The sequence below is a fragment of the Amycolatopsis roodepoortensis genome, assembly GCF_014873915.1.
GTDB classification, from domain to species: Bacteria; Actinomycetota; Actinomycetes; order Mycobacteriales; family Pseudonocardiaceae; genus Amycolatopsis; species Amycolatopsis roodepoortensis.
Map to the genome: position 1 here is coordinate 2,870,116 of NZ_JADBEJ010000005.1, position 22,879 is coordinate 2,892,994.

A 22,879-nucleotide genomic window follows, 5' to 3' on the forward strand; every position below is an offset into this window, starting at 1 on the left:
GGACCCAGCGCACGTGCTCTGGCGGTTGGGGAGACCTCCGGTTTCACTCGACGTGACCGGAGGTGCTTGACTGTGGTTGTTCCGTTGTGGGCGTGGGCCGCGGTGCTCGGCGTGATCCTGGTGATGCTCGCGATCGACCTGTTCGCCCACCGCCGCGCACACGTGGTCGGGGTCCGCGAGGCCGCCGCCTGGTCGGCGGTGTGGGTCGCGCTCGGCCTCGGGTTCGGCGCGATCGTGTGGTGGGCGTGGGGCAGCGAGTTCGCCGCCCAGTACTTCGCGGGCTACGTGATCGAGAAGTCCCTCGCGGTGGACAACGTGTTCGTCTTCGCGATCATCTTCGGCTACTTCGCCGTTCCCCGCGAGTACCAGCACCGCGTGCTGTTCTACGGCGTGCTCGGCGCACTGGTGTTCCGGGCGGTGTTCATCGCCGCGGGCTCGGTGCTCATCGCGTCCTTCGCCTGGATCCTGTACGTGTTCGGCGCCTTCCTGGTCGCCACCGGTGTCCGGATGGCCGTGCACCGCAACGAGACCATCGACCCCGACCGCAGCGTCGTGCTGCGCCTGTTCCGCAAGGTCATCCCCACCACCGAGGAGTACCACGGGCAGAAGTTCCTGGTGCGCCAGGCCGGGCGCTGGGTGGCCACCCCTCTGTTGGCGGTGCTGGTGCTGGTCGAGGTCACCGACATCGTCTTCGCCGTCGACTCCATCCCGGCGATCTTCGCCATCACCCAGCAGCCGTTCCTGGTGTTCACCTCCAACGCCTTCGCCATCCTGGGCCTGCGCGCCATGTACTTCCTGCTCGCCGACCTGATGCACCGCTTCATCTACCTCAAGCTAGGCCTCGCCCTGGTGCTGGTGTGGGTCGGCATCAAGATGCTGCTGCTCGACCTCTACAAGATCCCCACCTGGTTCTCGCTGGCCGTGGTCGCCCTCCTGCTCGCCGTCGCCGTCACGGCCAGCTGGATCCGCACCCGCACCACCCCGGCCACCCCAGCGGCTGCCTCTGCCGATTCGCTGGCCGGTGCGGAGCCCGACACGGTCACGACCGAGCCAGCCCAAACCGGGGCGGCCGCAGCCGAGACGGCCCCGTCCTCGCCCACTGGCCTGTCGACGCGCGACTGACGCGCGTCGACCGCCCCGGTGCCGCCCACCGCTCACTCCCCCCACCAGCGGTGGGCGGCACCACCCCACAGACCCAGCCCATCCGGAAAGGAACCCGCTCATGCGCATCTCGACTCGATGGACCTCTGTGCTGCTCGGCGTGGGCGTCGTGGCGGCGATCAGCGGCTGCGGCGCTGTCCAGCAGGCCGGCGACACCGCCGGTTCGGCCGCGGACACCGTGACCGGCGCGGTCGCCGCCGCCGAGGTGTGTAGCGACGCGCTGGCACTGGTCGCCAACCCGCCCGACCTCAGCGCACCGCAGGCCGCACTGGACCAGGCGCACACCACCGCCACCGAGCTCACCGACCTGGCCGCGACCACCAGCGACACCGACATCGGCCGCGCCATCACCGACCTGGCCGCCACCCTGCAGACGGCCACCCTGGACACCCTCACCAGTGCTCCAGCCGCCTGGCTGCAGACCAGGGCCGATCAGGCCGCCGCGCTCACCACCGCCTGCGCGCCCTGACCAAGTAGGGTCACGGGCACGACAGGAAGCAGCCCGTGATGAGCACCGTCGGCGACCCCGCTGAACGTTCGTCGGTCGTCCCTCCCTTCCAGGTGAGCGGCCCACTCGCAGGCGAGGTCAGGTTGTCGAGAGCTCCACCCCAAGCTCCTGGGCGAGGGTTTCCTGGGTGAAGCCGAGAGCCTCGCGCCGTGCTGCGAGAGCATCTCGTCGTATCGCCATAATCACTCCCAGATTCGCTAGCGCACCCACGCTACCCGGCGTTGATCGGACCTGATCAGCGGCCATGTCAACGACGAAACGGCGGACGTTCACGTCCGGACGTGCGACCCAGACCGCCCATGAAAACGCCAGAGCGGGATGGTGCTTGGGACGATCTGTGCTTGTCCGCAGGGGCCGCCACCAACTAAAGCTGTCGACGGCGCGTGAAAACTGACCCCGGCGTGGCGCCTAACCCAGGTGCCGCCAGGGGGTCAAGATTCGCCCGCCGTTGACACTAAAGCCCCGCCCGACAGGATCAGCGCGCCTCGACCGCGTGCTCTGCCGCGAGCCTGCGCACATACGCGCGGATTCGGTCGCGATCCTCGGGGAACACGCTCTCCCACGATTCGTCCAGGTCGACCCACTTCGGCGGCTGTCCCTTCTCCCCGCCGAGTGGCGCGTCGCGGTTGATGACGGCTCCGTAGGACAGGCTCAGCGTTGGCGTCCAGTCGGCGCGGAAAGAGCGGACAGCGACGGCCGCCGGCACTGACAGCAGCTCGCCCAGCAGGCCGGTCTCCTCCAAGAGTTCACGGGCTGCTGCGGCTCGAGGCGTCTCGCCTGGCTCGACGGTTCCGCCGGGCGTTAGGAACAGTTGGCGGTCTCACTCTTCTGCTGTCTCAACTGGCGCGCACGTCGAGGGCTAGGGCGTGTCGTGCGTCACGAACGCGGAGGGGAGTCTGATGTAGGTAGGGCTTCTTGATGCGGTGCTGCACGGGAGATGAAGGTTGTGGCCCTTCGGGATCGCTCTGCGGAGGGAGGTCTCAAACCGCCTCATGCTGCGTTGGCTGAAGACCGTCGTGGTGAGCGATGAGGAAAAGGCGCACGTGATGTGCCAGGTGGGGGCCAGGAAGACGATCGCTGTTGAAGCGTCGAAACCTAGACAGATGGCATCGAAACCGGGGAGTGACACGGTTCCCGGGATGAGCCTGGCGGGTGTCCGCTGACTGGTCAGGCGGTGTCCGGCGTGAAGGTGACGTGAGCCTGGTCTGCGGCTTCCGTGTGGAACGTGAGAAGGCGCGCCGTGATACTGCCGGTCCCAGCCAGGGGTGGGTGAGAGGGAGTGCTCCAAGCGGCCGAAACCGTGAGGAGTCGAGTACCGATGCGCGGCGCGCTGGCGGACCCGCTCGTAGTAGCTGTGAGGCCCTTGTAATGGGGGCGGAGCCAAGGGGCGGGGTCGTCTGTGACTGGGTTCGTTCGATCAACCAGGCCATGGGTCTGGGAGGAGTCGCGTGGACGAGTTGAAGTCGTCTGGCAAGTCGTTCGAGATTTCGAAGTGGGAGGTCTGGGAGGCCTATCAGCAGGTGAAGGGCAATCAGGGCGCCGCGGGGGTGGACGGGGTGTCCATCGCGGAGTTCGAGACCAACCTGAAGAACAACCTGTATCGGGTCTGGAATCGGATGTCGTCGGGGACCTGGTTCCCGCCGGCGGTGCGTGCGGTGGAGATCCCCAAACCGCATGGCGGCGGGACGAGGATGCTGGGCATACCTTGTGTCGCTGACCGGGTGGCGCAGACGGTGGTGGCTCGGCGTCTGGAAGCGGTCGTGGAGCCGGTGTTCCACGAGGACTCTTTCGGATACCGGCCCGGTCGCTCTGCGTTGGAGGCGGTCCAGCGGTGCCGGGAACGCTGTTGGAGACGCGGCTGGGTCGTGGACTTGGATGTCGCGAAGTTCTTCGACAGCGTGCCCTGGGACCTGATCGTCAAAGCGGTGGAAGCACACACCGACGTTCCGTGGGTGGTTCTGTATGTGAAGCGGTGGCTTGCCGCGCCCGTGCGGATGCCCGACGGGACGGTTGCTGAACGGGATCGGGGAACCCCGCAGGGATCACCGATCTCGCCCGTGCTCGCGAACCTGTTCATGCACTACGCGTTCGACGTCTGGTTGGAGCGGGAGTTTCCGGCCGTGCAGTTCGAACGCTACGCGGACGACGCGGTGCTGCACTGCGTCTCCGAACGGCAGGCCCACCGGGTCTTGTCCGCGCTGCGTGAACGGATGGCCGAGGTCGGGTTGCGGCTGCATCCCGACAAGACCCGGATCGTGTACTGCAAGGACGGCGCGAGACGTGGCTCGTACGAACACACCTCGTTCACCTTCCTGGGGTTCACGTTCCGGGCGCGGGACGCGCGGGCGAAGGATGGCAGGCGCTTCCTGTCGTTCCTGCCCGCGATCAGCAAAGACGCTCTGAAGAAGATCAGTGGTGTGGTCCGCTCCTGGCGGCTGCACCGCAGGGTCAACCTCACCTTCGCCGAACTCGCCACAATGATCAACCCGATCGTGGCGGGTTGGATGCAGTACTACGGGCGTTTCCGCCGGTCAGCGCTGTATCCACTCCTAGCGCGCATCAACGCCTACCTGGTGCGATGGATCCGCAAGAAGTACCGACGACTCCAGGCACTCCGCACAGCCCAACGCAAACTCGTGGAGATCACCCACCGGTATCCCCGCATGTTCGCGCACTGGCGCTGGGTGCCCTGGACCGCCAGATGATCAAGACGACAAGAGCCGGATGAATCGAGAGGTTCACGTCCGGATCTGTGGGGGCCGGGAGGGGCAGTTCCTCCCGGCTACCCGACTGACAATGGTGTTGGCGGGTGGTTGAGATGCTGTTCGGGTGTCGCGGTTCCAGTTGCTTTCAGATGATCAGTGGGCGTTGATCGAGGACCTGCTTCCGGTGCGTACCGGCAAGCAGGGCCGACCGTTCTCGGATGCGAGGTCGATGGTCGAAGGGATCATTTACCGGTATCGGTGCGGGATCGCGTGGCGGGATGTGCCTGCGGTATTCGGCCCGTGGCAGACGATCTGGACCTGGCACCGCCGGATGGCCGGTGACGGCACCTGGGACACCGTGTTGCAACGTCTGCTGACTGCTGCGGACTCGGCCGGCCTGGTGGAGTGGTCGGTGTCGGTGGATTCCACGATCGCGCGTGCGCATCAGCACGCCACCAACATCACCCGCCCCACAGGGGGCTGGGTCGAACTACACGGATCTGCACAACGAGCCGCCTGATCACGCGATCGGCCGCTCTCGTGGCGGCTGGAGCACCAAAGTGCACCATCTCGTCGACGGGAACGGCCGCCCGCTGGTGACGTTAGTCGGGCCCGGCCAGGCCGGGGACGCGCCGATGTTTCCGCATCTGATGCGGCAACTGCGTGTCGCTCGCCTCGGACGTGGTCGAGCTCGGACCCGGCCCGACCGTGTCCGCGGCGACAAGGCTTATTCCTCGAGAGCGATCCGGGGGCATTTGCGCGATCGCGGCATCACGGCGGTGATCCCCGAGCCGGCCGACCAGGCCGGGCACCGCACCCGCCGCGGTTCCCGCGGCGGCCGTCCGCCCACCCTCGACGCGGTCGATTATCGCGGCCGCAACGTTGTCGAACGGCGCATCGCCCTGCTCAAACAATGGCGTGGCCTGGCAACTCGCTACGACAAACTCGCCATCGTCTATCGCTGCGCGGTCGTTCTCCACGCCGTCATCACTTGGACCAAGACATTGTCAGTCGGGTAGCCGGGAGGAACTGCCCCTCCCGGCCCCCACAGATCCGGACGTGAACCTCTCGATTCATCCGGCTCTTGTCGTCTTGATCATCTGGCGGTCCAGGGCACCCAGCGCCAGTGCGCGAACATGCGGGGATACCGGTGGGTGATCTCCACGAGTTTGCGTTGGGCTGTGCGGAGTGCCTGGAGTCGTCGGTACTTCTTGCGGATCCATCGCACCAGGTAGGCGTTGATGCGCGCTAGGAGTGGATACAGCGCTGACCGGCGGAAACGCCCGTAGTACTGCATCCAACCCGCCACGATCGGGTTGATCATTGTGGCGAGTTCGGCGAAGGTGAGGTTGACCCTGCGGTGCAGCCGCCAGGAGCGGACCACACCACTGATCTTCTTCAGAGCGTCTTTGCTGATCGCGGGCAGGAACGACAGGAAGCGCCTGCCATCCTTCGCCCGCGCGTCCCGCGCCCGGAACGTGAACCCCAGGAAGGTGAACGAGGTGTGTTCGTACGAGCCACGTCTCGCGCCGTCCTTGCAGTACACGATCCGGGTCTTGTCGGGATGCAGCCGCAACCCGACCTCGGCCATCCGTTCACGCAGCGCGGACAAGACCCGGTGGGCCTGCCGTTCGGAGACGCAGTGCAGCACCGCGTCGTCCGCGTAGCGTTCGAACTGCACGGCCGGAAACTCCCGCTCCAACCAGACGTCGAACGCGTAGTGCATGAACAGGTTCGCGAGCACGGGCGAGATCGGTGATCCCTGCGGGGTTCCCCGATCCCGTTCAGCAACCGTCCCGTCGGGCATCCGCACGGGCGCGGCAAGCCACCGCTTCACATACAGAACCACCCACGGAACGTCGGTGTGTGCTTCCACCGCTTTGACGATCAGGTCCCAGGGCACGCTGTCGAAGAACTTCGCGACATCCAAGTCCACGACCCAGCCGCGTCTCCAACAGCGTTCCCGGCACCGCTGGACCGCCTCCAACGCAGAGCGACCGGGCCGGTATCCGAAAGAGTCCTCGTGGAACACCGGCTCCACGACCGCTTCCAGACGCCGAGCCACCACCGTCTGCGCCACCCGGTCAGCGACACAAGGTATGCCCAGCATCCTCGTCCCGCCGCCATGCGGTTTGGGGATCTCCACCGCACGCACCGCCGGCGGGAACCAGGTCCCCGACGACATCCGATTCCAGACCCGATACAGGTTGTTCTTCAGGTTGGTCTCGAACTCCGCGATGGACACCCCGTCCACCCCCGCGGCGCCCTGATTGCCCTTCACCTGCTGATAGGCCTCCCAGACCTCCCACTTCGAAATCTCGAACGACTTGCCAGACGACTTCAACTCGTCCACGCGACTCCTCCCAGACCCATGGCCTGGTTGATCGAACGAACCCAGTCACAGACGACCCCGCCCCTTGGCTCCGCCCCCATTACAAGGGCCTCACAGCTACTACGAGCGGGTCCGCCAGCGCGCCGCGCATCGGTACTCGACTCCTCACGGTTTCGGCCGCTTGGAGCACTCCCTCTCACCCACCCCTGGCTGGGACCGGCAGTATCACGGCGCGCCTTCTCACGTTCCACACGGAAGCCGCAGACCAGGCTCACGTCACCTTCACGCCGGACACCGCCTGACCAGTCAGCGGACACCCGCCAGGCTCATCCCGGGAACCGTGTCACTCCCCGGTTTCGATGCCATCTGTCTAGGTTTCGACGCTTCAACAGCGATCGTCTTCCTGGCCCCCACCTGGCACATCACGTGCGCCTTTTCCTCATCGCTCACCACGACGGTCTTCAGCCAACGCAGCATGAGGCGGTTTGAGACCTCCCTCCGCAGAGCGATCCCGAAGGGCCACAACCTTCATCTCCCGTGCAGCACCGCATCAAGAAGCCCTACCTACATCAGACTCCCCTCCGCGTTCGTGACGCACGACACGCCCTAGCTGCGGCGTCGACATCATCTCTTCGGTCCGTGCAGGACGCGTTTGGTCTTGGGCAATTCGATGTGCGGGCTGACGCTGCTTCGTTCAGCGCGTGAATTTCGCTGGCGCCGTTGGTCATGAGCGGGCGCCGCTCGCGCAGGCGGCCCATCCAGACGTCGCCTTACTATGGATGCCCGAGGAAACATCCGTCGCCAGCCGCCATCGGCTTGCCGATGCATTGGCCCGGTTCGACTTCGGTCGTGGGCGCCGGACGGTCGGAGGGGGCATTATTCGCAGGGAGGGAGTGTGATGTCGATGGCCGCCGCACCAGTCCGCCGGGTGCTGGTCGCCACCGATTTGTCTGAGCAGGCGGGCTTGGCTGTGCGGAGGGCCGCGCAGCTGGCCGCCGAACGCGACGCCCGGCTGAGCGCCGTCAATGTGCAGCCGGCCGGGTTGAACGAGGAGCTGAGCGAGTTCGCCCACGCCCGCCTGCGCTCACACCTCGACCGGTTCATCACCTCCACGGTCACGGAGGCCGTCGTCCGCCACGGTCACGTGGCTTACGAGATCCTCGCTGAGGTCACTGATCGCGACGCGGACCTGCTGGTCGTCGGCGCGCATGGCGGCCACCGGCTGACCAGCCCGGTCCTGGGCAGCACTCCCGGCAACCTGGTGCGGGCGAGCCCGGTTCCGGTTCTGGTGGTCAAGAGTCCACCCGATGGGGAGTACCGCACGGTCGTGCTCGCCGTCGATAGCACAGCTGTCTCGGCAACGGCGGCGCACACGGCGGGCGCGCTCACGCCGTACGCGGACCACATCGTCGTGCACTTTGCCGTAGTTGTCGGCGAGACGTTGATGCGCATGCACGGCGCCAGCGAGCAACACTTGGCCGAGTTGCGCGAGGTGAGCACCGAGCAGGTTCGCGTCGATATCGAGCGCGTGGCCGCCGAGCTGACGCCCGCTGCGTCGCGGGTGGTGATCGCGTCCGGGCGTCCGCAGACGCGTTTGCCAGAGCTGAGCCGCCACCACGCCGCCGATCTGGTCGCCGTCGGTACCGGCGCCCGCTCGTCGCTGGGCTACACCCTGCTCGGCAGCGTTGCCCAGCACGTGTTGCGGGACGCGTCATCGGATGTGCTCGTCGTGCCGGCCCGGAAGGACTGACCTGGAGCTGTACGTGTTCCCGCGATATTGCGATCATCCTGGCCATCGCCGCCTGTGTGGGCGTTGCCTGATCGCCGCTTATTCTCCGCGGGCCCAGGTAGTGACGAGTTTGGAGGCGTCGGGTTGGCGGGGGATCGCGACGATGACGAGGTCGCCGTCTCGGAGCCGGGTGCGTGGGGTGGGGATCAGTGTTCGTTTGCCGCGCATGATGGCGGTGATGAGTCCGTGGGGTGGGGTGATGTCTTTGAGTTGTTTGCCGGCGATGTGTAGGTCGGGGGTGACGCGGACTTCGATGAGTTCGGTGTTGATGTCGCCGATGGGGACATCCTCGGCCACCGAGGTTGTTGTAGGGGACTCGCCACGCAGCCCGAGCCAGCCCGCGACGGTGCTGATGCTGACGCCCTGTACGGCCGCGGAGACCAGGACCACGAAGAAGACCATGTTGAAGATGAACTGGCCATCGGGGTGGCCGGCGACGAAGGGGAACGTGGCGAGCACGATCGGCACCGCGCCGCGGAGTCCGACCCAACTGGTGAACAGCAGTTCCTGCCATCGGTACCGCAGCCAACCCAGGGTAAGCAGGACCGCGATCGGGCGGGCCACGAACACAAGCACGAAAACCACGGCCAGTCCGGGAACCACGACCGACGGCAGTTGTGAGGGGAAGACCAGCACGCCGAGCATGAGGAACAGCCCGACTTCGGCGGTGCTGGACAGTCCTTGGTGGAAGGTGCGGATCCCGCGGCGGTGCAGCGGGACCCGGGCGCCCACCACCAGTCCCGTGACGTAGACGGCGAGGAAGCCGGAGGCGCCTACCGCCGCGGCGGCGCCGTAGGACAGTCCGGCGACGCCGAGCGCGAGGACCGGATAGGCGCCTTCGGGGCCGAGGTTGGGGCGCATGAGCATCCAGGTGCCGGCGAGGCCGGCCAGTGCGCCGACACCGAGGCCACCGCCCAGTTGCAGCAGCGCGAACGTGACCCAGTCGCCAATTCCGGGATCGGCACGCCAGGTCTCGATCAATCCGATCGTGAGCATGATCGCGATCGGGTCGTTCGCGCCGGATTCGACCTCCAGTAGCGAGGCCAGTTTGCGCGGCAGCGGGGCCCTGCGCAACATCGCGAAGACCGCAGCGGCGTCGGTCGAGGCCACCACCGCGCCGATCAGGAACGCGGTCAACGGTTCCACGTCGAGCAGGAGATACGCACCGCCGCCCACCACGCCCGCGGTGATGAGCACTCCGACGGTGGCCAGCAGTGAGCCGGGCAGAGCGGCCTGGCGTAGATCACCGGGTTTGGTGGTCAGCCCACCCTCATACAGGATCAGCAGCAGCGCTATGGTGCCCCCGATCTGGGCGACACGCGGGTCGGACAGACTGACCAACGCGAGCCCGTCGTCACCGATGACCATGCCCAGCACGAGGAACAGCAACAGACCGGGTAACCGCAGCCGGTTGGCGAATCCGGCCGCGAGAACGCCACCCACCAACAGCACCGCAACCAGCAGGATCCACCAGTCGGCAGGTAATTGAATGCTCATAGCTCCACGGTTTCCGGTTTCCACATACGGTCACGACCTTACCCAACACATCAGGTCGAATCGGGCAAATGGTGCAGGTCGGAGGCTGTGATGCCGGACGATACGCAAGCCGTCTCCCGTGTGCTGGTGCCATTGGACGGCTCCGACGAGGCACAGCGGGCACTCCTGCCCGCACTGCGGGTTGCCCAGACGCTGGATTGCCCCATAGAGCTGGTCACGGTCTACGACCCGGTCAACGGACGCTGGGCCCGTGACCTCGACGACATCGCCGAGCAGCTGCCCTACGACCAGGTCGAGGTCGCTGTCGTCGGCGCCGGATGGCCGGGCGAGGTGATCGCCGACATGGCCGGTGAAGAACCCGGAACTCTGGTCTGCATGTCGGCGCAACACCGCGACGAGGTTGACCGCCTCGTCCTCGGCAGCGTCTCGGCGCATCTGCTGCGCACCAGCCGCGCGCCGACCCTGGTGGTCGGTCCCGGCTACGAGCTTTCGCGACTGCCCCGGCGTTATGAACGTCTCGTGGTCTGTCTCGATGGCTCCGGCCGTGCCGAAACAGCCCTCGCGGTCGCCACCACGTGGGCCTGCCTCTTCGCTACCGAGGTCGAGCTCGTGCACGTCGCGTTTCCGAGAGAAACCCCGGGAAACCTGGAAGCTCTCGGAGCGGGCCTGTCCCGAGCTGCCGACGCACTGGCCGATGACGGTGTTCAGGCCAGTGCCACCCTGCTCACCGGCGACAATCCCGCCGCCAGTATCGCCGAGCTGCTCCAGTCCCGCCCGGCCACACTCGCGATCACCGCCACACACGGGAGTACCGGGCTCACCCGACTCCTGCTGGGCAGTGTCACCACAGAACTGCTCACGCGCAGTCCCACCCCCGTCCTGGTCGCTCCCGTCACCTGAACGCATCTCCCCAGGGCAGCGGTGATCAACATGTCCGATGCCCGTGTCAGTCGTACCCTGAAAGGTGGCTTCAACCGGCGATCGGGACCGGAGGAGGTCGCCCGGCATGCCCGATACCTCCATGTACCTGTTGCGGCTCGCCCGGCGTCTCCGCCCGGGGCGAAGCCCTGTGGCGCGAGGCTCCGACCGAATCGAGGCCGCTGCTCTCGTGATCGTTGTGCTGCTGTCGCTGCTGACCATCCCCGTTGTCGTTACTCACGGGCAGCGCAGCTACGCACACAACCGCCAGATCGCCGAGGAAGCGATGGCCAGCCGGTACGAAACCACGGCCACCCTGCTCGCCGACGCCCCATCGAGACCCCGAGCTGGGCGCGGGCCAGTCAGTGAGAACGGCACGCGCGCGCAGGCCCGGTGGACCACATCCGAGGGCATCGAGCTCACGGGGGCTGTCCCGGCCAGTTCCGGGATGTCCGCGGGCAGCGAGGTACCGATCTGGATTGACACTGCTGGCGAGGTGACGTCGTCACCCGCCACGCCGCAGGACGCCGCCGGTCATGCCGCAGCCACCGCCATCGCTACCTGGCTGATTGTGGTCGGCGCGTTGTCGGCCGCCTTCTGGCTCCTGCGGGCAGGACTTGACCAGCATCGCTACGCCCACTGGGCACACGAGTGGGCACGCCTGAACACCGGCCACGGCCCGCCCTGAACGCCCCAACCGCGACGACGGCGCGCGGGCCGCGTCTAACCCCAGGACAAGGTCGTGTACCAGAACGTCAGCACCGCACCCGGCCCGAGCAACACACAGAGACCAATACCGCCGTAAAACGGCTTGTCCTTCACGAGCATCGCCACCATCAGCACGGCCGCGGCCACGAGCGAAATGATCAACAGTGCCAGCACGACAACAGACATGTTTCGGTCCTCCAGGAACCAGGGGTAGAGCCGGATAACGCCGCCATCCGCCCAGCACATGGCGGGCTGAACGCACCCAGGACAGTGGTTAAGAGAATTACGGGATCACCGGCCCGCTCTCGATGGGGCCAGGCAGCACAGTCACGTCGCAGAATGCGCGCAGCAGCGACGTGAACAGCGTCAGGCTTGGATCGTTCCGTTCACGCGGACCGGGGGCGCCCGACACGATTGCCGTGTCGACGCCGCAGCCGCTATCCCTCCAGCGCCGACCTTGCCGGCCGAGCATCGCTGCAGGGAGCATCCACGGTTCGTGCCCGGGCCCACAGCCCAGCAGGTCTCCGGTAGCGCCGTGGCCAGCACATGTCGCGCCGCCTCCGACAGGTGCGGCCGGTCATGAAGACCTTTGTCCGGCGACGGCACAGGCGACGCGGATTCGCCAATCACCGACACCGGGTGCTGCCCGGCAAACCCGCCGTCGGTGCTGTGCGCTGGAGCCGCACTCATCCCGAGCAGCATCACCAGCAGAGCAAGCACGAGCCCGAATCGGCCCATCCTCGCCCGTGCCTGCACCCGACCGGCTCCTCAACAACGAAACATCCTTGGCCGACACACCCTACGGGCAACGTCAGAAAAGTCGAGGCGCACCCTCACAGGCTGGTCCAGAAACATCCGGCGGAGCCTCACAGCTCAGCCTAGCGCCGCGCCACAGACACAGACCGGCCCGCGGCCCAGCGTGCGTAGACCGACATCGTGACGGTCAGCGTCACCGCCGACAGCAACGGCACCAGAACCGGCGCCAGCGGCAGGACATCATAGAGCCCGACCACACCGCCTGAAACCACCGCCGCGGCGAGAATGGCGACAAGTGCCGCCGACCACCGGTACCGTGCGACCGCGAAGGCCACGACCCCCGCCATCGGGACAGTCAGAACAACAACCGCGGACAGCACCCACGACGCCCACACCACCCAGACCACAGTGAGCCCGCTGCTCACGAGGATCGCCACCGACACCAGAAGCAGGGCTGTGTGCGGCAGGACTGTATCGCGGGCACGTCGGAGCCGCGGCACCGTCACCAGCACAACAAGGTGCGCGACGACCCACCCCCCAATCGGCAGCAGCAACGCAACCGATGATGAAGGCCTGCAAGACCACAGGATCGACCCAGAGGTGTCGGTGCATTCAGCTGTCGCGGACGACAGAATGACCATCGTCGTCACCGCCACGGTCAGCGCCCCCATCACCGCGGCTCCGGCCACCACCGTCAGCCCACCGCGGCCATCTGGCAGCTGCGACGCGCCCTTCTCGCTCTGGCCGTCCTCCATGTCGTCATCGTCGCATCTCACCGTCATGCACGCCGCGGACAACCTCGGCACCGCCGCCACCGACAACCCGAGTTGGGCAGCGCCCGCGGCGACCAGCACGTACGGTGCGCCTCGTCTCGATGCTCGACAAGATTGAAAGGCCGCCGACCACCAGGACGAGCCGATGGTCTATCGCCCCGGCGGCATCCCACGAGTGCCCGACTACTGCGCTGATGCCCCTGCCTGGGCGTAGCGTCGGATTCTTGTGATGTCCTCGGGAAAGGCGCCTGTCCAGTCCTGCGCTAATGGGTTCCATGCTGCGGATTGATGACGTTCGCCGTTCAGGGGAAGCGAGGGGTCGACAACGGCGGCATAGGTCAGCCCGAGCGTGGGTGTCCAATCCGAGCGGTAGGAACGGACGGTCACCGCAGCAGGGAGTTCGAGGAGGTCGGCGGCCATCCCCGTTTCCTCCTCCAGCTCACGGCGCGCTGCCTGTCGAGGTGTCTCTCCTCGTTCGACCATTCCTCCAGGGACAACCCAGCCCCGCCACCGGTGGCGGACAAGAAGGATGTGCTGGAAGGTGCTGTCAAAGGCCCAGACGTCGGCGGCAAAAGGGGCCATGGGGCCGTGGCACGCGTTCTTCAGCCACATTCGTGCGTCGTCGAACTCGAACTCCGCGAGACCGGCGTCGACGATGGCCGCGTGCAGTGTGTCCGGACCAGGGGCGTGAGGGGTCACCGATCCAGGCTAGAGCGGGCGGGTTTGCCGATGACCTCGTGCACGCTCGATGCCACGAACAGGTGAAGATTCGGACCTGGCTGCTCTGGTATCCATTGAGGTCACTGGAGGTTGTTTGTCAAGCCTCTTCCTCAGCGTCAGGTTCTCGTGGTAGAGGTCGGCGGTCACGCTAGCGAGCGCATCGAGCTTCCCCTGCAGTTCGGTGACGGCCCGCTTTTCGGCGCGTAGCGCGGCTGTGAGTGCCTCGATCTTCTCGTCCCGACGAACCTCACCGGTGGAGCGCAGGACCGGCCGGGCAACTCGGGTGTCCCACTCGGCCAGAATCTCGCCAGCACGGTGAACGGTGGCATGGCTGACGCCCGCTTCGCGGGCCAGATTTTCTTTGGTCAGTGCGCCGTCTGTGTGGATCGGAACTCCGTCGAGCAGTCGTTGTATCGCTGCTCGGAGCTTGGTCTCGGTCGGGGGCGAGACGGCCATCAGGGGCGCTCCTTGGTCAGCCAGGTACCGGTGATCAGCCGGACTTCGGACAGGCGGTTCTCGAGGGCTGCGCGGCGGGGTGTGGCCAGCCGCGGGTCGCGGAGCATGCGCGTCAGATCGGCGTCCTCGGCGAGCCAGACTGGGCCGTGCTTGTCCTGGTCTACTGCCGAGTTTCGACACCGTGCGGGCTGGCAGGCTCCCAGGACGGGCGTTTTCCCTCGCTGCCCTTCGGGTAGCGAGTTCTGGCATTCCGCCTGAGCGGGGTCCCAGAGACAGTGGTTGACCGTGCCGAAATGCAGGTCAGCAAACTCATCCCGTAACAGCAGGACCTCGATTTGCTCGTCAGCGAGTTGAGCTCGCAGAGCTGGGGCTCTGTTCATCGTCGCAATCACGTTGTCGAGGCCGGAGTGGAGCTTGGCCGCTGCGGGACCGACTGCGACGTCGGTGCCGGACCGGCGGGATTTGAGGAGTTCGACGAGTCGCCCAGCGGCGGCGAGTTCGAGCTGGTTGTCGAACTCCTTGGCCCAGTGGGTATCCATGCGGGAGTAGCCCTGGGTGATTCGGTTGGCCAAGGTACGACGGGCCAGGTGCTTGAGTTGATGGCCGAGGGCGATCTCGGAGTCGGGCTCTTGACTGCAGATGATCGACATGGTTCTTCGGAACATATGCGGACGGATGCGGCCGGCCGGGATCTCTTCCAAACCCGTTCGTTCGAGGGAAGCGTTGACTCCCGCGACGAAGAAGTCGATCTCGCCGGCGGCATCGATTCCGCGCACCGTGTCCTCGTTGTGAGCGGTCACCCTGGGCGGATCGAGAGCGACGAACAGGTGAGTGTGATGCCAGGACAACCGGTCAAGAACTGCCAGAGTTTCGACGACCGGCGCGCTGATCCACCAGTTGAGTTCCGGTTGCGCCGGGTCGTGCTTGAGCTTTCGGGACTTGACTGCGGGCGCTCCGTAATAGGCAGTGAGGGATCCGCGCTCGATTTCCTGGATCTCTGAGTCCCGCATCATCGTCAGTCCTGCCATGAACACATAACATGCCGCCCTGACCATGCGGATTTCGTCCGCGAGTTCCTCGACGCTGATCTGGCCGCGCCACGGCCGCGTGGTTCCGTCCTGACGGGTGACTGAGGTGAAGTCCTTGCAGGGCATCGGAAGTGAGCGGGTCGTCATGGTTCCGGCGAGCTTCTGTACCCGCCCGGCCGCGGCAGCGTCCTCGACCTTCTGTCTGCGCGCGGCGCTAGTCACGGAGCGCTGTGTAAAGGGTGCTGTGCCCGCGGTGCCGTAGATCAGTGCTTCCAGTGCAGTCCAAATGATCGTTCCAGGTTCGAGGTCGGAGCGCGGCGCACGTGGCTGCTTGGTGCGGATTGGGATCAGGTTGTCGGGATTGGTAAGCCAGTCGTCGAGAACCTGATCGAGTGCAGCTGTGCTTCGGCCGAGGTAAATGGCGGGATGGTTGACCACGTCGGTCCGGGCCCGCATCTCTGACCAGGAGTAGGCCTGTACCTGCCCCCGTTCCACGGCTCGAAGGACGGCGTCTCGCCGGCGCTGCGCCGCTCCCTTCCTTGTGGTCTGGAAGAGCCCCGTGTTGGTGCCGCCTGTGATCGTCAGCGCGAGATGATGCCAGATCGGCTCCCCAGCCGACTTCGTCTGGTGGTCGTACTTGTGGACTGGAACGAGGTTGTCGGGGTTCGCGAGCCAGTTGTCCACCAGCTCGTCGTTTCCCGCCGGAGTGCGGAAGGCCGGTCGACGTTCAGGGCTGTCGCCAGGATCTGGTTGCTGCGCCAGCTGATCGCGTAGGTCGAGGATGTGCGGCGAGAACTCGTGGATGTAGGCCCATGCGGCCCGCAGAAGCGGCCACCACGTTGATGGCGGTATGGATGCCGTCGACGGAGTATCGCTGCGGTGCCTGATCTCCCGGAAAGTATCGGTGTTCCACAGCCCTTGAGCCATGCCGCCGTGAGTGAGTACCGGCGCGAGCGTCGAGAGCCAGCTCAGCGCCGTCGCGTCGGGTTTGAGCGCGTTCGCCCTGGCGGTGATGTGTTCCACGAATCCGGCCCAGTCTTCTTCGCGCCAGGCCGCGATGTCGGCGGGCATGTCGTTGGCCAACGCCCAGGCAGCGAGTTTGCCCAGTGTGTAGGCGCATTGCCGGACCGTGCTGTGCGCCGCCGGCTCGGCGACAAGAGCGATCCCCGCGTCCCGAATGACTTTGTGCGTGGGGTTGAGCATGCTGAAGCAGATTTCCCGGATCCGCAGGTTCCAGACGGAATCGATCACCGTGAAGTTGACCTTCCACGCCGCCGGGCGGACGTTGCTCGGACGGCGAATACACCCGAAACTCCAGGACCTGCTCTCGCCGAACTCGGGAATAGGGACGCCTTCCACGAGCGGGTGGCCGGATCCGAAGACCGCCTCATCAGCGGAAACAAGGGTGGAAGTCACTGCCGTCGGCTGGGGCGTCGTGCTCACCGGTCATACTCCGTCCTCATACCCAGCGGCAGGTCCAGCCGCAGCCCCTGGTCGCCTATCGCTTCGTGGGCGTCGTGGAGCTGCTGTGCTGTGCATTCCGCGAACACCTCGGCCAGGGCTGTGGCCTGGGTCCCCCAGATTGCCGTCCAGCGGATCGGGTCCAGGGCGTCGCGCATCCGCTCGATGTGGGCTGCCAGCAGCAGCAGCCTCGGCAGCTGCGAGATGAATACGACGGCGTTGCGGCAGATCATGCACATCGCCGGGGCGACGTGGCAGGGCTTCCCGCCAGGGGTGAATGGCGAATCGTAGGGATCACGGCAGTGAGTCAGGCCCATGTCGTACTCCCCGGCGCGCATCGCGGCGGCGTGTTCCACAGTCATCCCCGCGGCCTCGGCGACCTCGGGTTCGGCCAATCGATGCTCTGCTTGAGTGTCGAGGAGCATCGGCTTGGTCGTGATCGTGTGGAAGACGCGTTCTTGTGCGCGGTTGATGGATCGTCCGGCGAGTGTTAGCGCCGTCGTTCCGTGGGCGTAATGGTGACGGAAGACCTCGATGTGATGGTCGTCCGCCGCCACATCGGTGAGGGTTCCGCCGAGGGCGGCCACACGGGCGGTTTTCACGGTCTTGCGGAGCCTTCGGGCGTAGTGCGGCTGAGAGATCGCCATAGCGGGTGTGCCGTCGTCGTTGCGATGCCAGCTGATCCACGCGCTGAACCCGTTGTGGTCCTCAGTCCATGTGGCGACTCTGGCCCGCATAGTGGTCCTGGGACGGCCCGCTTCGACCGCGAGGAACAGCACGTCCTCGGAGTCGAACGATTCGCGTGCCTGCCAGGTGACCTCCATCAACCGCCGTAGGAGCCCACCGACATCCCACCTGCCGACGGCAAGATACACCTCGCTTCCGGTGTCCCCATCCAGATCCGCGACATCGCCTGTGCTGGCCTTGCTATCAGGAAGGTCCGGGTGGAAATCAGCCCGGATGCGATTCGCGCGGAGTTTGGTCTGCCGCACTCGCACGCCCGCGTCAGAGAACTCCAGGTCCGCCATACGCAGGTCGAGGAGTTCCTCGGGGGTGCAGTCGGCCATGCCCAGCAGCAGGAGTACCCGGAAGGGCTGCAGGTCCTGCTCGGACGGGAACAGCAACCGGTTGATCGCTTTCAAGCAGGCATAGACTCCACGTTCCCTGCCAGGCGGGTTCGCTTCGATAACGTCCTTGATCGGCTGCGACCACGATGACGAATTCATGGGCAGGTGCTCGAGGAGATCTGTGGTCGTCAGAAGGCGATGCTTGGCGGCCCAGACCAGGTTGGCGAGGTCATGCCAGCCTTCGCGGCGGGGGTCAGCTCCGGATCTCAGCAGATGCTGCCCCCGAGTGAGGCGTTTCTCCAGTGCCCGGACGTCGGCCCTTGCGGCCTCCTGCAGTGCCAACCGTTCCTCGTTGGAGTATTCGTCAAGGACCGCGTTGGGGCGGCGCTTGTATGTCGGAGGCCCCGCCGCGCGACGACGAAGGGTCTCCGGAACATTCGGGTCGCGCTCCGCACGCATATCGATCAGCGCCAGCACAGCCGCGGCCTTGCGGTAGGGCTCCGCTGATCGCAGCCCGTGCCGCCTCCGCAGATCTGCCTCCCAGCAGAAGAGGGCTTCGATCAGATCGATTTTCATCCCGGCCAAACGCGCCTCTGCAGGCTCGCACCCGACGGTCGGCAAGTGTTCATCGAGGAACGTTCCCAGCTCCCGCACGGCCGTGAAATAGCAATCGGGCTTGCGCAGCGAGACCCGATGGGCGTACGCCACAGCCTCGTCCGCCAGCTCCGCGACCAGGACGGAACATCGGAACAGGGAGGGGGCGATACTCAACCGCACCGTTCGCCCTCGCCGTTCCCGGACTATAACCCGGTCCCCGATCCTATCGGAGTTGGCGGGTTTCACTTCTGGCACCACCATCGTACGTGGGCGCGAAGCACGTTCGCCTCTGCGGGCCATCACAGGACCGCGCGTTCCGCGGCAAGAGCCGCGTACTCCGCGTAGGTCTTGTCTGATTCATTCCACTCGGCAATAGCTTGGGCCACAAGAACGTTGGTGTTCCGGACGTAACGCAAATACTTCATCGTCGACCCAGGATTCAGATGTCCGAGTAGCCGCTGCAAGATCAACTGCGGATTGCGGCAGATGTGGTCGGCCAGGTAAGCATTGTGCCCACCGTTGAGTCTGCGGTCCGTCTCCTGTGCAATCACCAACTGGGTGAGCTGCTCCAACATGTAAACCGAGAACGTGTGCCGTAGATCGTGGATTCTGAACCTGCGCGGCATCACCATATCGACACCGTTTTCAGCTGCAATCCGAAGAGATCTGGCGTGCGCATCATCGAAGATCTGTTCCCACCGTTGCTTACTGAGCATCCGGCCACCACGGCCGACGAACAACGCCATCGGCTCCAGACCGCAAGGCCCTTCGGTCACCGCGATTCTCCGCAGCTCCGCGGTCATCTTCTCGATCGAGAACGTCCGGCGTCTCCCATGCAGCCGCCCGCTGACCTTCATCTGCCGCTCGTCGATATCGGTGACGACGAACAGCTCGGCTCTGCGCCTGGTCAACGCCGGTGCCGCCCTGCGAATCGTGGCGGCCCGCTCGGTGCGCCGGTAAAGGTCGAGCTCTTTCATCACGGAATGCTGGATCGTCACATCGCGGGGCAGGCTGTACTTCGCGATCATCTCCAGCCGTACGTCGACCGGCAGGCAGTCACGACGCGGGAGTCCGACCTCGATGTCCAGTAGCGAGGTGAATTCCCTCAAGCGCATCCCTGTCGTCACCGCGAGCTCCGCTGCCGCCGCGTTCCTGAGCGGAGCCGAACCTCGGAACGACAGGTCGACCCGGTCTGCTGGAAGCATTCCCCGCAAGCCGACCTGCTTGAGGAATCGCCACTGCCGGTGGGTCAGATGGCGAATGTCCAGATCCGATACCGCACCCCAGGCCAGGACGTCCCGGCCGTTGCGCAGCCGGCGATAAGGCTTGCGGTCCAGCCACTGGGCCTCGACCGCCCACTCATAGAAGTTGTTGATCAGCGCTCGTCGGCGCTTCCAGGTCGCCGGCGCGTTCGGCTTGTCCTGTAGCTCGGTCCGCTCAGCGCGGTAGGCGATCAGGTTTTCCTCAGTCGCCGACAGGACGTCAGTCGACGGTTCCAGCTGAGCCAGGAAGTCGACGAGGTCGAGCAGGTCGTAGGTGTAATCGGACAACGTCTTAGGTTGGTGAGTCTTGGCCATTTCGAACATGAACGAACACAGTGGCTCGACCGGCCGCATATCCCGTCCGAGGAAGAACGGAGTCCCATCCTGCGGCGAACCCTTCCGCCGCAGGACAGTGAGACCGTCAACGCCAAGACCAGGCACGGGCTCAAAATATCGACGGACCTTGTCCCTCGACACGAAGAAGTGATCCATCGTTCGCCCCTCAGTGAGAGCTATACGGCTCCCAGAACCTAGCGGGCACGAATCAAAGGCGACAGAGCGGTACGAACGCCACGGAACGGTGAGACAGGCTCAAATACTTGCCATAACAGGCGGTACCCAGCCTCGCACCCGGTGCCGCACGAGCAGCACGTGGCGGTGCTCCGGGTCGGTGACCCAGACCTCGGCTGCGAGCGGCTCCAACGCGGTCGAACGTGCGTGTAGCCACGCCTGAGCGTCGTCGTACTCGGTCTCGGCAAGGCGAGCATCGACGGCCGCAGCGTCGATCGTCGCCTGGTCAGGCATCGCGTTCGATGCGCTCGAAGATGTCGATATCCGTCGCCTTCTGCCAGTCCGGCAAATCGTTCCAGTCCGCGACGTACGACGGCTTCGGCTCGGGGAAGTGCTTGAAGATCTGGCCGATCCAGCACAACGCCACAAAGCGGCCTTTCTGGTCTGGGGTCAGTTTGGTGGTGGCGCCGTCGGTGGCCTTGATGAAGGCGACGACCTGGTCGTACACGGCGGTCGCGGCGTCGCGTTCCCAGTCGGGGGTCTGGTCCCACGGGGTGATGTAGCCAGGCTTCGGCTCACCGGGGTAGTGCTTGGTGACTCCGGCGATCCACGCCTCGCGGAACACGCGGCCACGGTCGTTGTGCATTCGGTCGTCCTCCATCACGCGGCGCGGTTGCCGACGAGTTTGGTGATCTCGGCATCGAGTCGCTGGATTTGTTGGTCGTTGAGCAAGGAAGCAAGGTGTGGCTGAAGGACCCGCAGCTTCTGTGCGATGACCCCCGAGCGGGTCTGGCGGGCGGTAGTCAGGACGGTGTCGGCGTAGGTGACGACCTGGTCCGGGTCGCGACGGTGCACGCCGATCATCGCCAGGTCGGTCAGGACGCCTGCTTTCCGGCGGGCGGTCAAGGTGCCCTGCAGGGCGTCGACCAGAGCCGCTTCAGCTAGGTCGTGGCGGCCCAGCGTGACGTAGCAGGTTCCGCGTTCTTCAGCCAAGCGGGAGCCATCAAACCGGAGCCAGCCGCCGTTGTGCACCTGGCCCCGTAGGCGCTGGACCTCAGCAGCGGTGTCGAGGGCATGTTGGCAGGAGTCAAAGTCGCCGAGGCCGGCGAAGGTCTCGGCCTGCACCACGGCGACCCAGTGTCGGGTCGACAGGCTGGGGTCGCCTCGACGTGCGATGGTGGCGGCCACGTCGAGCATCGGCGCGGCATCCGCGAATCGGCGCTCGTACACGGCGACGAAAGCATGCCTGGTCAACGCGCAGGCCCACAGGTCGGAAGCGACGGCCTCCTTGCTCGCTGTTGCCGCAAGCGTGTAGCAGTGAGCGGCGTCGGTGTATCGGTTGCCGTCGAAGAAGATTTCCCCCGCCAACTGGAAGAGGTCGGCGGTCAGCTCGCAGAGCCGTTGTCGGATGGTCGGTGTCTGCGGTCGTCGCAAGGAGTCGCTGAGTACACCGAGTTGGGCTCGGACCAGCGGCAGCACCTGGGCCTTGGTCGGCGACAGTGCGTACACGCGCCACAGGTGGGAGTTGAGCTGGGCGAACTCCGCTGCTCCCGCCGTGTCCACCGTGCCCGCGTGAGCTGTGGCGGCGAGCCGGTCGACGTCGCCGAGTACTGTCTCGCCAGCAGGCAGCGCGAGCAACGCGCCGGTCATGCTGAACAAGCGCAGCAGGTCACGACGGTTCATGTCGTCGGCCTCCGCAGGGTCGGCTGGTTCAGTGGCAACGGTAGAAGCTTGCCGGTTCGGCGTGAGCAACGCATCCAACTGGTCGAGGCTCACATCGAGGGTCTTAGCCAAACACGGTCGACGGTACGGCTGCGGGGTCAGGGTGCCGCGTTCCCAGCGTCCGACCGTGGAGAACTCCACGCCCACCGCCGCGCCGAAGCTCTCCTGGGTGTAGCCCATCTGCTCACGCCGCGCGGCGAAGGCATCTCGTCGGTCACTCATGAACACCACCTCACCCCGTCGGTCACCTGCCACGATAGCCAGCTACGGGTCAAGGCTGATCACCCGCTCGGCGAGCTGTACCCGTTCGGACTACCGCCTCTGAAAAGGCGTTTATGCAGGTCAGAGGTGATGACGCCTCATTGCCGCCTCATCGACGCCGCGTCGGCGCTCTGGCTATCGTTGATCACCAGGGGTTTGACTGATATCGCTGCGGTCCGGGCGAGCTTCCGCTTCGGCGCAGCCCGAGTATCCGGAAGCGTCTTTCACCGGGACGTGCCGTCGAGGGGTGTGTGGTGGTAGGACTGCCCTCCACTTCGATGGAATTCCGCTCGCGGGTGTGCTGGCGGGAGCGCTCGGTACCTCGGTCGAGTTCCGGGCTGGTCCGCCTGGCGGGCGAAGTCACGGCCGACTCGCCGGGACTCGGAGCGTAAAACCCACGAAGGAGGATCTGTGACGGTTCAGATGGAGTGGTCGCCGACCACGGTGGCCACGCCCGCCGCGGAGGTCGAGATGGGCTCGGAGTTCGACCTCGACATCACGCTGGTCGAGGTGGTGGACCCGGCGCATCTGATCAACATGACGGATGACGGCTGCGGGACGACGTGCGAGAAGTCGACCTGCATCAGCGCCGCCTGATTGTCACGAGCGACCGGACGCCCGCCAGGGGCTTCTTGGGCGGGCGTCCGG

General features: G+C 65.8%; 21 protein-coding genes. 9 read left to right on the forward strand and 12 right to left on the reverse strand.

Features of this window, described 5'->3' with window-relative positions; genetic code table 11:
• Positions 1-72 precede the first annotated feature (72 nt).
• Entirely contained in the window at positions 73-1,122 is a 1,050-nt protein-coding gene (locus H4W30_RS32845) for a TerC family protein (RefSeq protein ID WP_005456772.1), read from the forward strand.
• Positions 1,123-1,222: 100 nt separating this feature from the next.
• A complete protein-coding gene (locus H4W30_RS32850; RefSeq protein ID WP_005456771.1) occupies positions 1,223-1,630 on the forward strand; it encodes a bacteriophage spanin2 family protein in 408 nt (135 codons plus the stop codon).
• Between the two features lie 514 nt (positions 1,631-2,144).
• Here the strand turns inward: H4W30_RS32850 and H4W30_RS32855 are convergent.
• Positions 2,145-2,480 carry an NUDIX hydrolase gene (locus tag H4W30_RS32855; protein ID WP_281245774.1) on the reverse strand — a complete coding sequence of 112 codons (336 nt, stop codon included), beginning with the start codon at positions 2,478-2,480 and terminating at the stop codon, positions 2,145-2,147.
• A gap of 637 nt (positions 2,481-3,117) precedes the next feature.
• Here H4W30_RS32855 and ltrA (H4W30_RS32860) point away from each other — a divergent pair.
• The 3 genes from ltrA (H4W30_RS32860) (at position 3,118) to H4W30_RS43940 (ending at position 5,393) form a co-directional block, all read left to right on the forward strand.
• The gene (gene ltrA / locus H4W30_RS32860) at positions 3,118-4,374 is read left to right on the forward strand and encodes a group II intron reverse transcriptase/maturase (RefSeq protein WP_112276271.1); all 1,257 of its coding nucleotides are present in this window, start codon (positions 3,118-3,120) and stop codon (positions 4,372-4,374) included.
• Positions 4,375-4,498: 124 nt separating this feature from the next.
• Positions 4,499-4,894: a transposase gene (locus H4W30_RS43935; RefSeq protein WP_228714306.1), complete on the forward strand. Its 396-nt coding sequence runs from the start codon at positions 4,499-4,501 to the stop codon at positions 4,892-4,894.
• Between the two features lie 40 nt (positions 4,895-4,934).
• Positions 4,935-5,393, forward strand: a complete 459-nt coding sequence (locus H4W30_RS43940; protein ID WP_245976500.1) for a transposase — start codon at positions 4,935-4,937, stop codon at positions 5,391-5,393.
• 77 nt (positions 5,394-5,470) lie between these two features.
• Here the strand turns inward: H4W30_RS43940 and ltrA (H4W30_RS32870) are convergent, their stop codons facing one another.
• On the reverse strand, positions 5,471-6,727 hold the full coding sequence (ltrA, locus tag H4W30_RS32870; RefSeq protein WP_112276271.1) for a group II intron reverse transcriptase/maturase: 1,257 nt from the start codon (positions 6,725-6,727) through the stop codon (positions 5,471-5,473).
• Between the two features lie 877 nt (positions 6,728-7,604).
• Here ltrA (H4W30_RS32870) and H4W30_RS32875 point away from each other — a divergent pair.
• Positions 7,605-8,456, forward strand: coding sequence for a universal stress protein (locus H4W30_RS32875; RefSeq protein ID WP_225949947.1), 852 nt, complete (start codon positions 7,605-7,607; stop codon positions 8,454-8,456).
• Positions 8,457-8,534: 78 nt separating this feature from the next.
• Here the strand turns inward: H4W30_RS32875 and H4W30_RS32880 are convergent, their stop codons facing one another.
• Positions 8,535-9,992: a potassium/proton antiporter gene (locus H4W30_RS32880; protein WP_192746184.1), complete on the reverse strand. Its 1,458-nt coding sequence runs from the start codon at positions 9,990-9,992 to the stop codon at positions 8,535-8,537.
• A gap of 90 nt (positions 9,993-10,082) precedes the next feature.
• Here H4W30_RS32880 and H4W30_RS32885 point away from each other — a divergent pair, with 90 nt between their 5' ends.
• Entirely contained in the window at positions 10,083-10,892 is an 810-nt protein-coding gene (locus H4W30_RS32885) for a universal stress protein (RefSeq protein ID WP_112276275.1), read from the forward strand.
• A gap of 106 nt (positions 10,893-10,998) precedes the next feature.
• The gene (locus H4W30_RS32890) at positions 10,999-11,598 is read left to right on the forward strand and encodes an Rv1733c family protein (protein WP_112276278.1); all 600 of its coding nucleotides are present in this window, start codon (positions 10,999-11,001) and stop codon (positions 11,596-11,598) included.
• 35 nt (positions 11,599-11,633) lie between these two features.
• On the opposite strand, the gene H4W30_RS32895 is transcribed toward H4W30_RS32890, so the two are convergent.
• The 9 genes from H4W30_RS32895 to H4W30_RS32935 form a co-directional block, all read right to left on the reverse strand.
• Positions 11,634-11,804: a hypothetical protein gene (locus tag H4W30_RS32895; RefSeq protein ID WP_009151804.1), complete on the reverse strand. Its 171-nt coding sequence runs from the start codon at positions 11,802-11,804 to the stop codon at positions 11,634-11,636.
• A 692-nt stretch (positions 11,805-12,496) separates the two neighbouring features.
• Positions 12,497-13,228 (reverse strand): hypothetical protein, encoded by a 732-nt coding sequence (locus H4W30_RS32900; RefSeq protein WP_091679577.1) that lies wholly within the window; start codon positions 13,226-13,228, stop codon positions 12,497-12,499.
• 102 nt (positions 13,229-13,330) lie between these two features.
• Positions 13,331-13,846 carry an NUDIX hydrolase gene (locus H4W30_RS32905; protein ID WP_091679574.1) on the reverse strand — a complete coding sequence of 172 codons (516 nt, stop codon included), beginning with the start codon at positions 13,844-13,846 and terminating at the stop codon, positions 13,331-13,333.
• A gap of 9 nt (positions 13,847-13,855) precedes the next feature.
• Positions 13,856-14,323: a hypothetical protein gene (locus tag H4W30_RS32910; protein WP_112276282.1), complete on the reverse strand. Its 468-nt coding sequence runs from the start codon at positions 14,321-14,323 to the stop codon at positions 13,856-13,858.
• Complete coding sequence (locus H4W30_RS32915) at positions 14,323-16,794, reverse strand: hypothetical protein (protein WP_091679569.1); 2,472 nt, start codon at positions 16,792-16,794, stop codon at positions 14,323-14,325. The genes H4W30_RS32910 and H4W30_RS32915 overlap by 1 nt, the downstream gene beginning before the upstream one ends.
• On the reverse strand, positions 16,791-18,656 hold the full coding sequence (locus H4W30_RS32920) for a hypothetical protein (RefSeq protein ID WP_091679566.1): 1,866 nt from the start codon (positions 18,654-18,656) through the stop codon (positions 16,791-16,793). The genes H4W30_RS32915 and H4W30_RS32920 overlap by 4 nt, the downstream gene beginning before the upstream one ends.
• Before the next feature lie 119 nt (positions 18,657-18,775).
• A complete protein-coding gene (locus H4W30_RS32925) occupies positions 18,776-20,230 on the reverse strand; it encodes a tyrosine-type recombinase/integrase (protein ID WP_091679564.1) in 1,455 nt (484 codons plus the stop codon).
• A 304-nt stretch (positions 20,231-20,534) separates the two neighbouring features.
• Positions 20,535-20,894 carry a hypothetical protein gene (locus H4W30_RS32930; protein ID WP_073575400.1) on the reverse strand — a complete coding sequence of 120 codons (360 nt, stop codon included), beginning with the start codon at positions 20,892-20,894 and terminating at the stop codon, positions 20,535-20,537.
• 14 nt (positions 20,895-20,908) lie between these two features.
• A complete protein-coding gene (locus tag H4W30_RS32935; RefSeq protein ID WP_112276300.1) occupies positions 20,909-22,192 on the reverse strand; it encodes a helix-turn-helix domain-containing protein in 1,284 nt (427 codons plus the stop codon).
• Between the two features lie 450 nt (positions 22,193-22,642).
• Between H4W30_RS32935 and H4W30_RS32940 the strand changes: the two genes are divergently transcribed.
• Complete coding sequence (locus tag H4W30_RS32940) at positions 22,643-22,828, forward strand: FxLD family lanthipeptide (protein ID WP_009151814.1); 186 nt, start codon at positions 22,643-22,645, stop codon at positions 22,826-22,828.
• Positions 22,829-22,879 lie beyond the last annotated feature (51 nt).

Excerpts from the sequence above, each read along its gene's own strand:
- H4W30_RS32875 (WP_225949947.1), top strand. The coding sequence starts at position 7,605 with ATGTCGATGGCCGCCGCACCAGTCCGCCGGGTGCTGGTCGCCACCGAT.
- H4W30_RS32910 (WP_112276282.1), bottom strand. The coding sequence starts at position 14,323 with ATGGCCGTCTCGCCCCCGACCGAGACCAAGCTCCGAGCAGCGATACAA.
- H4W30_RS32895 (WP_009151804.1), bottom strand. The coding sequence starts at position 11,804 with ATGTCTGTTGTCGTGCTGGCACTGTTGATCATTTCGCTCGTGGCCGCG.
- H4W30_RS32850 (WP_005456771.1), top strand. The coding sequence starts at position 1,223 with ATGCGCATCTCGACTCGATGGACCTCTGTGCTGCTCGGCGTGGGCGTC.
- H4W30_RS32880 (WP_192746184.1), bottom strand. The coding sequence starts at position 9,992 with ATGAGCATTCAATTACCTGCCGACTGGTGGATCCTGCTGGTTGCGGTG.
- H4W30_RS32885 (WP_112276275.1), top strand. The coding sequence starts at position 10,083 with ATGCCGGACGATACGCAAGCCGTCTCCCGTGTGCTGGTGCCATTGGAC.
- H4W30_RS32925 (WP_091679564.1), bottom strand. The coding sequence starts at position 20,230 with ATGGATCACTTCTTCGTGTCGAGGGACAAGGTCCGTCGATATTTTGAG.
- H4W30_RS32930 (WP_073575400.1), bottom strand. The coding sequence starts at position 20,894 with ATGCACAACGACCGTGGCCGCGTGTTCCGCGAGGCGTGGATCGCCGGA.
- H4W30_RS32890 (WP_112276278.1), top strand. The coding sequence starts at position 10,999 with ATGCCCGATACCTCCATGTACCTGTTGCGGCTCGCCCGGCGTCTCCGC.
- H4W30_RS32935 (WP_112276300.1), bottom strand. The coding sequence starts at position 22,192 with ATGAGTGACCGACGAGATGCCTTCGCCGCGCGGCGTGAGCAGATGGGC.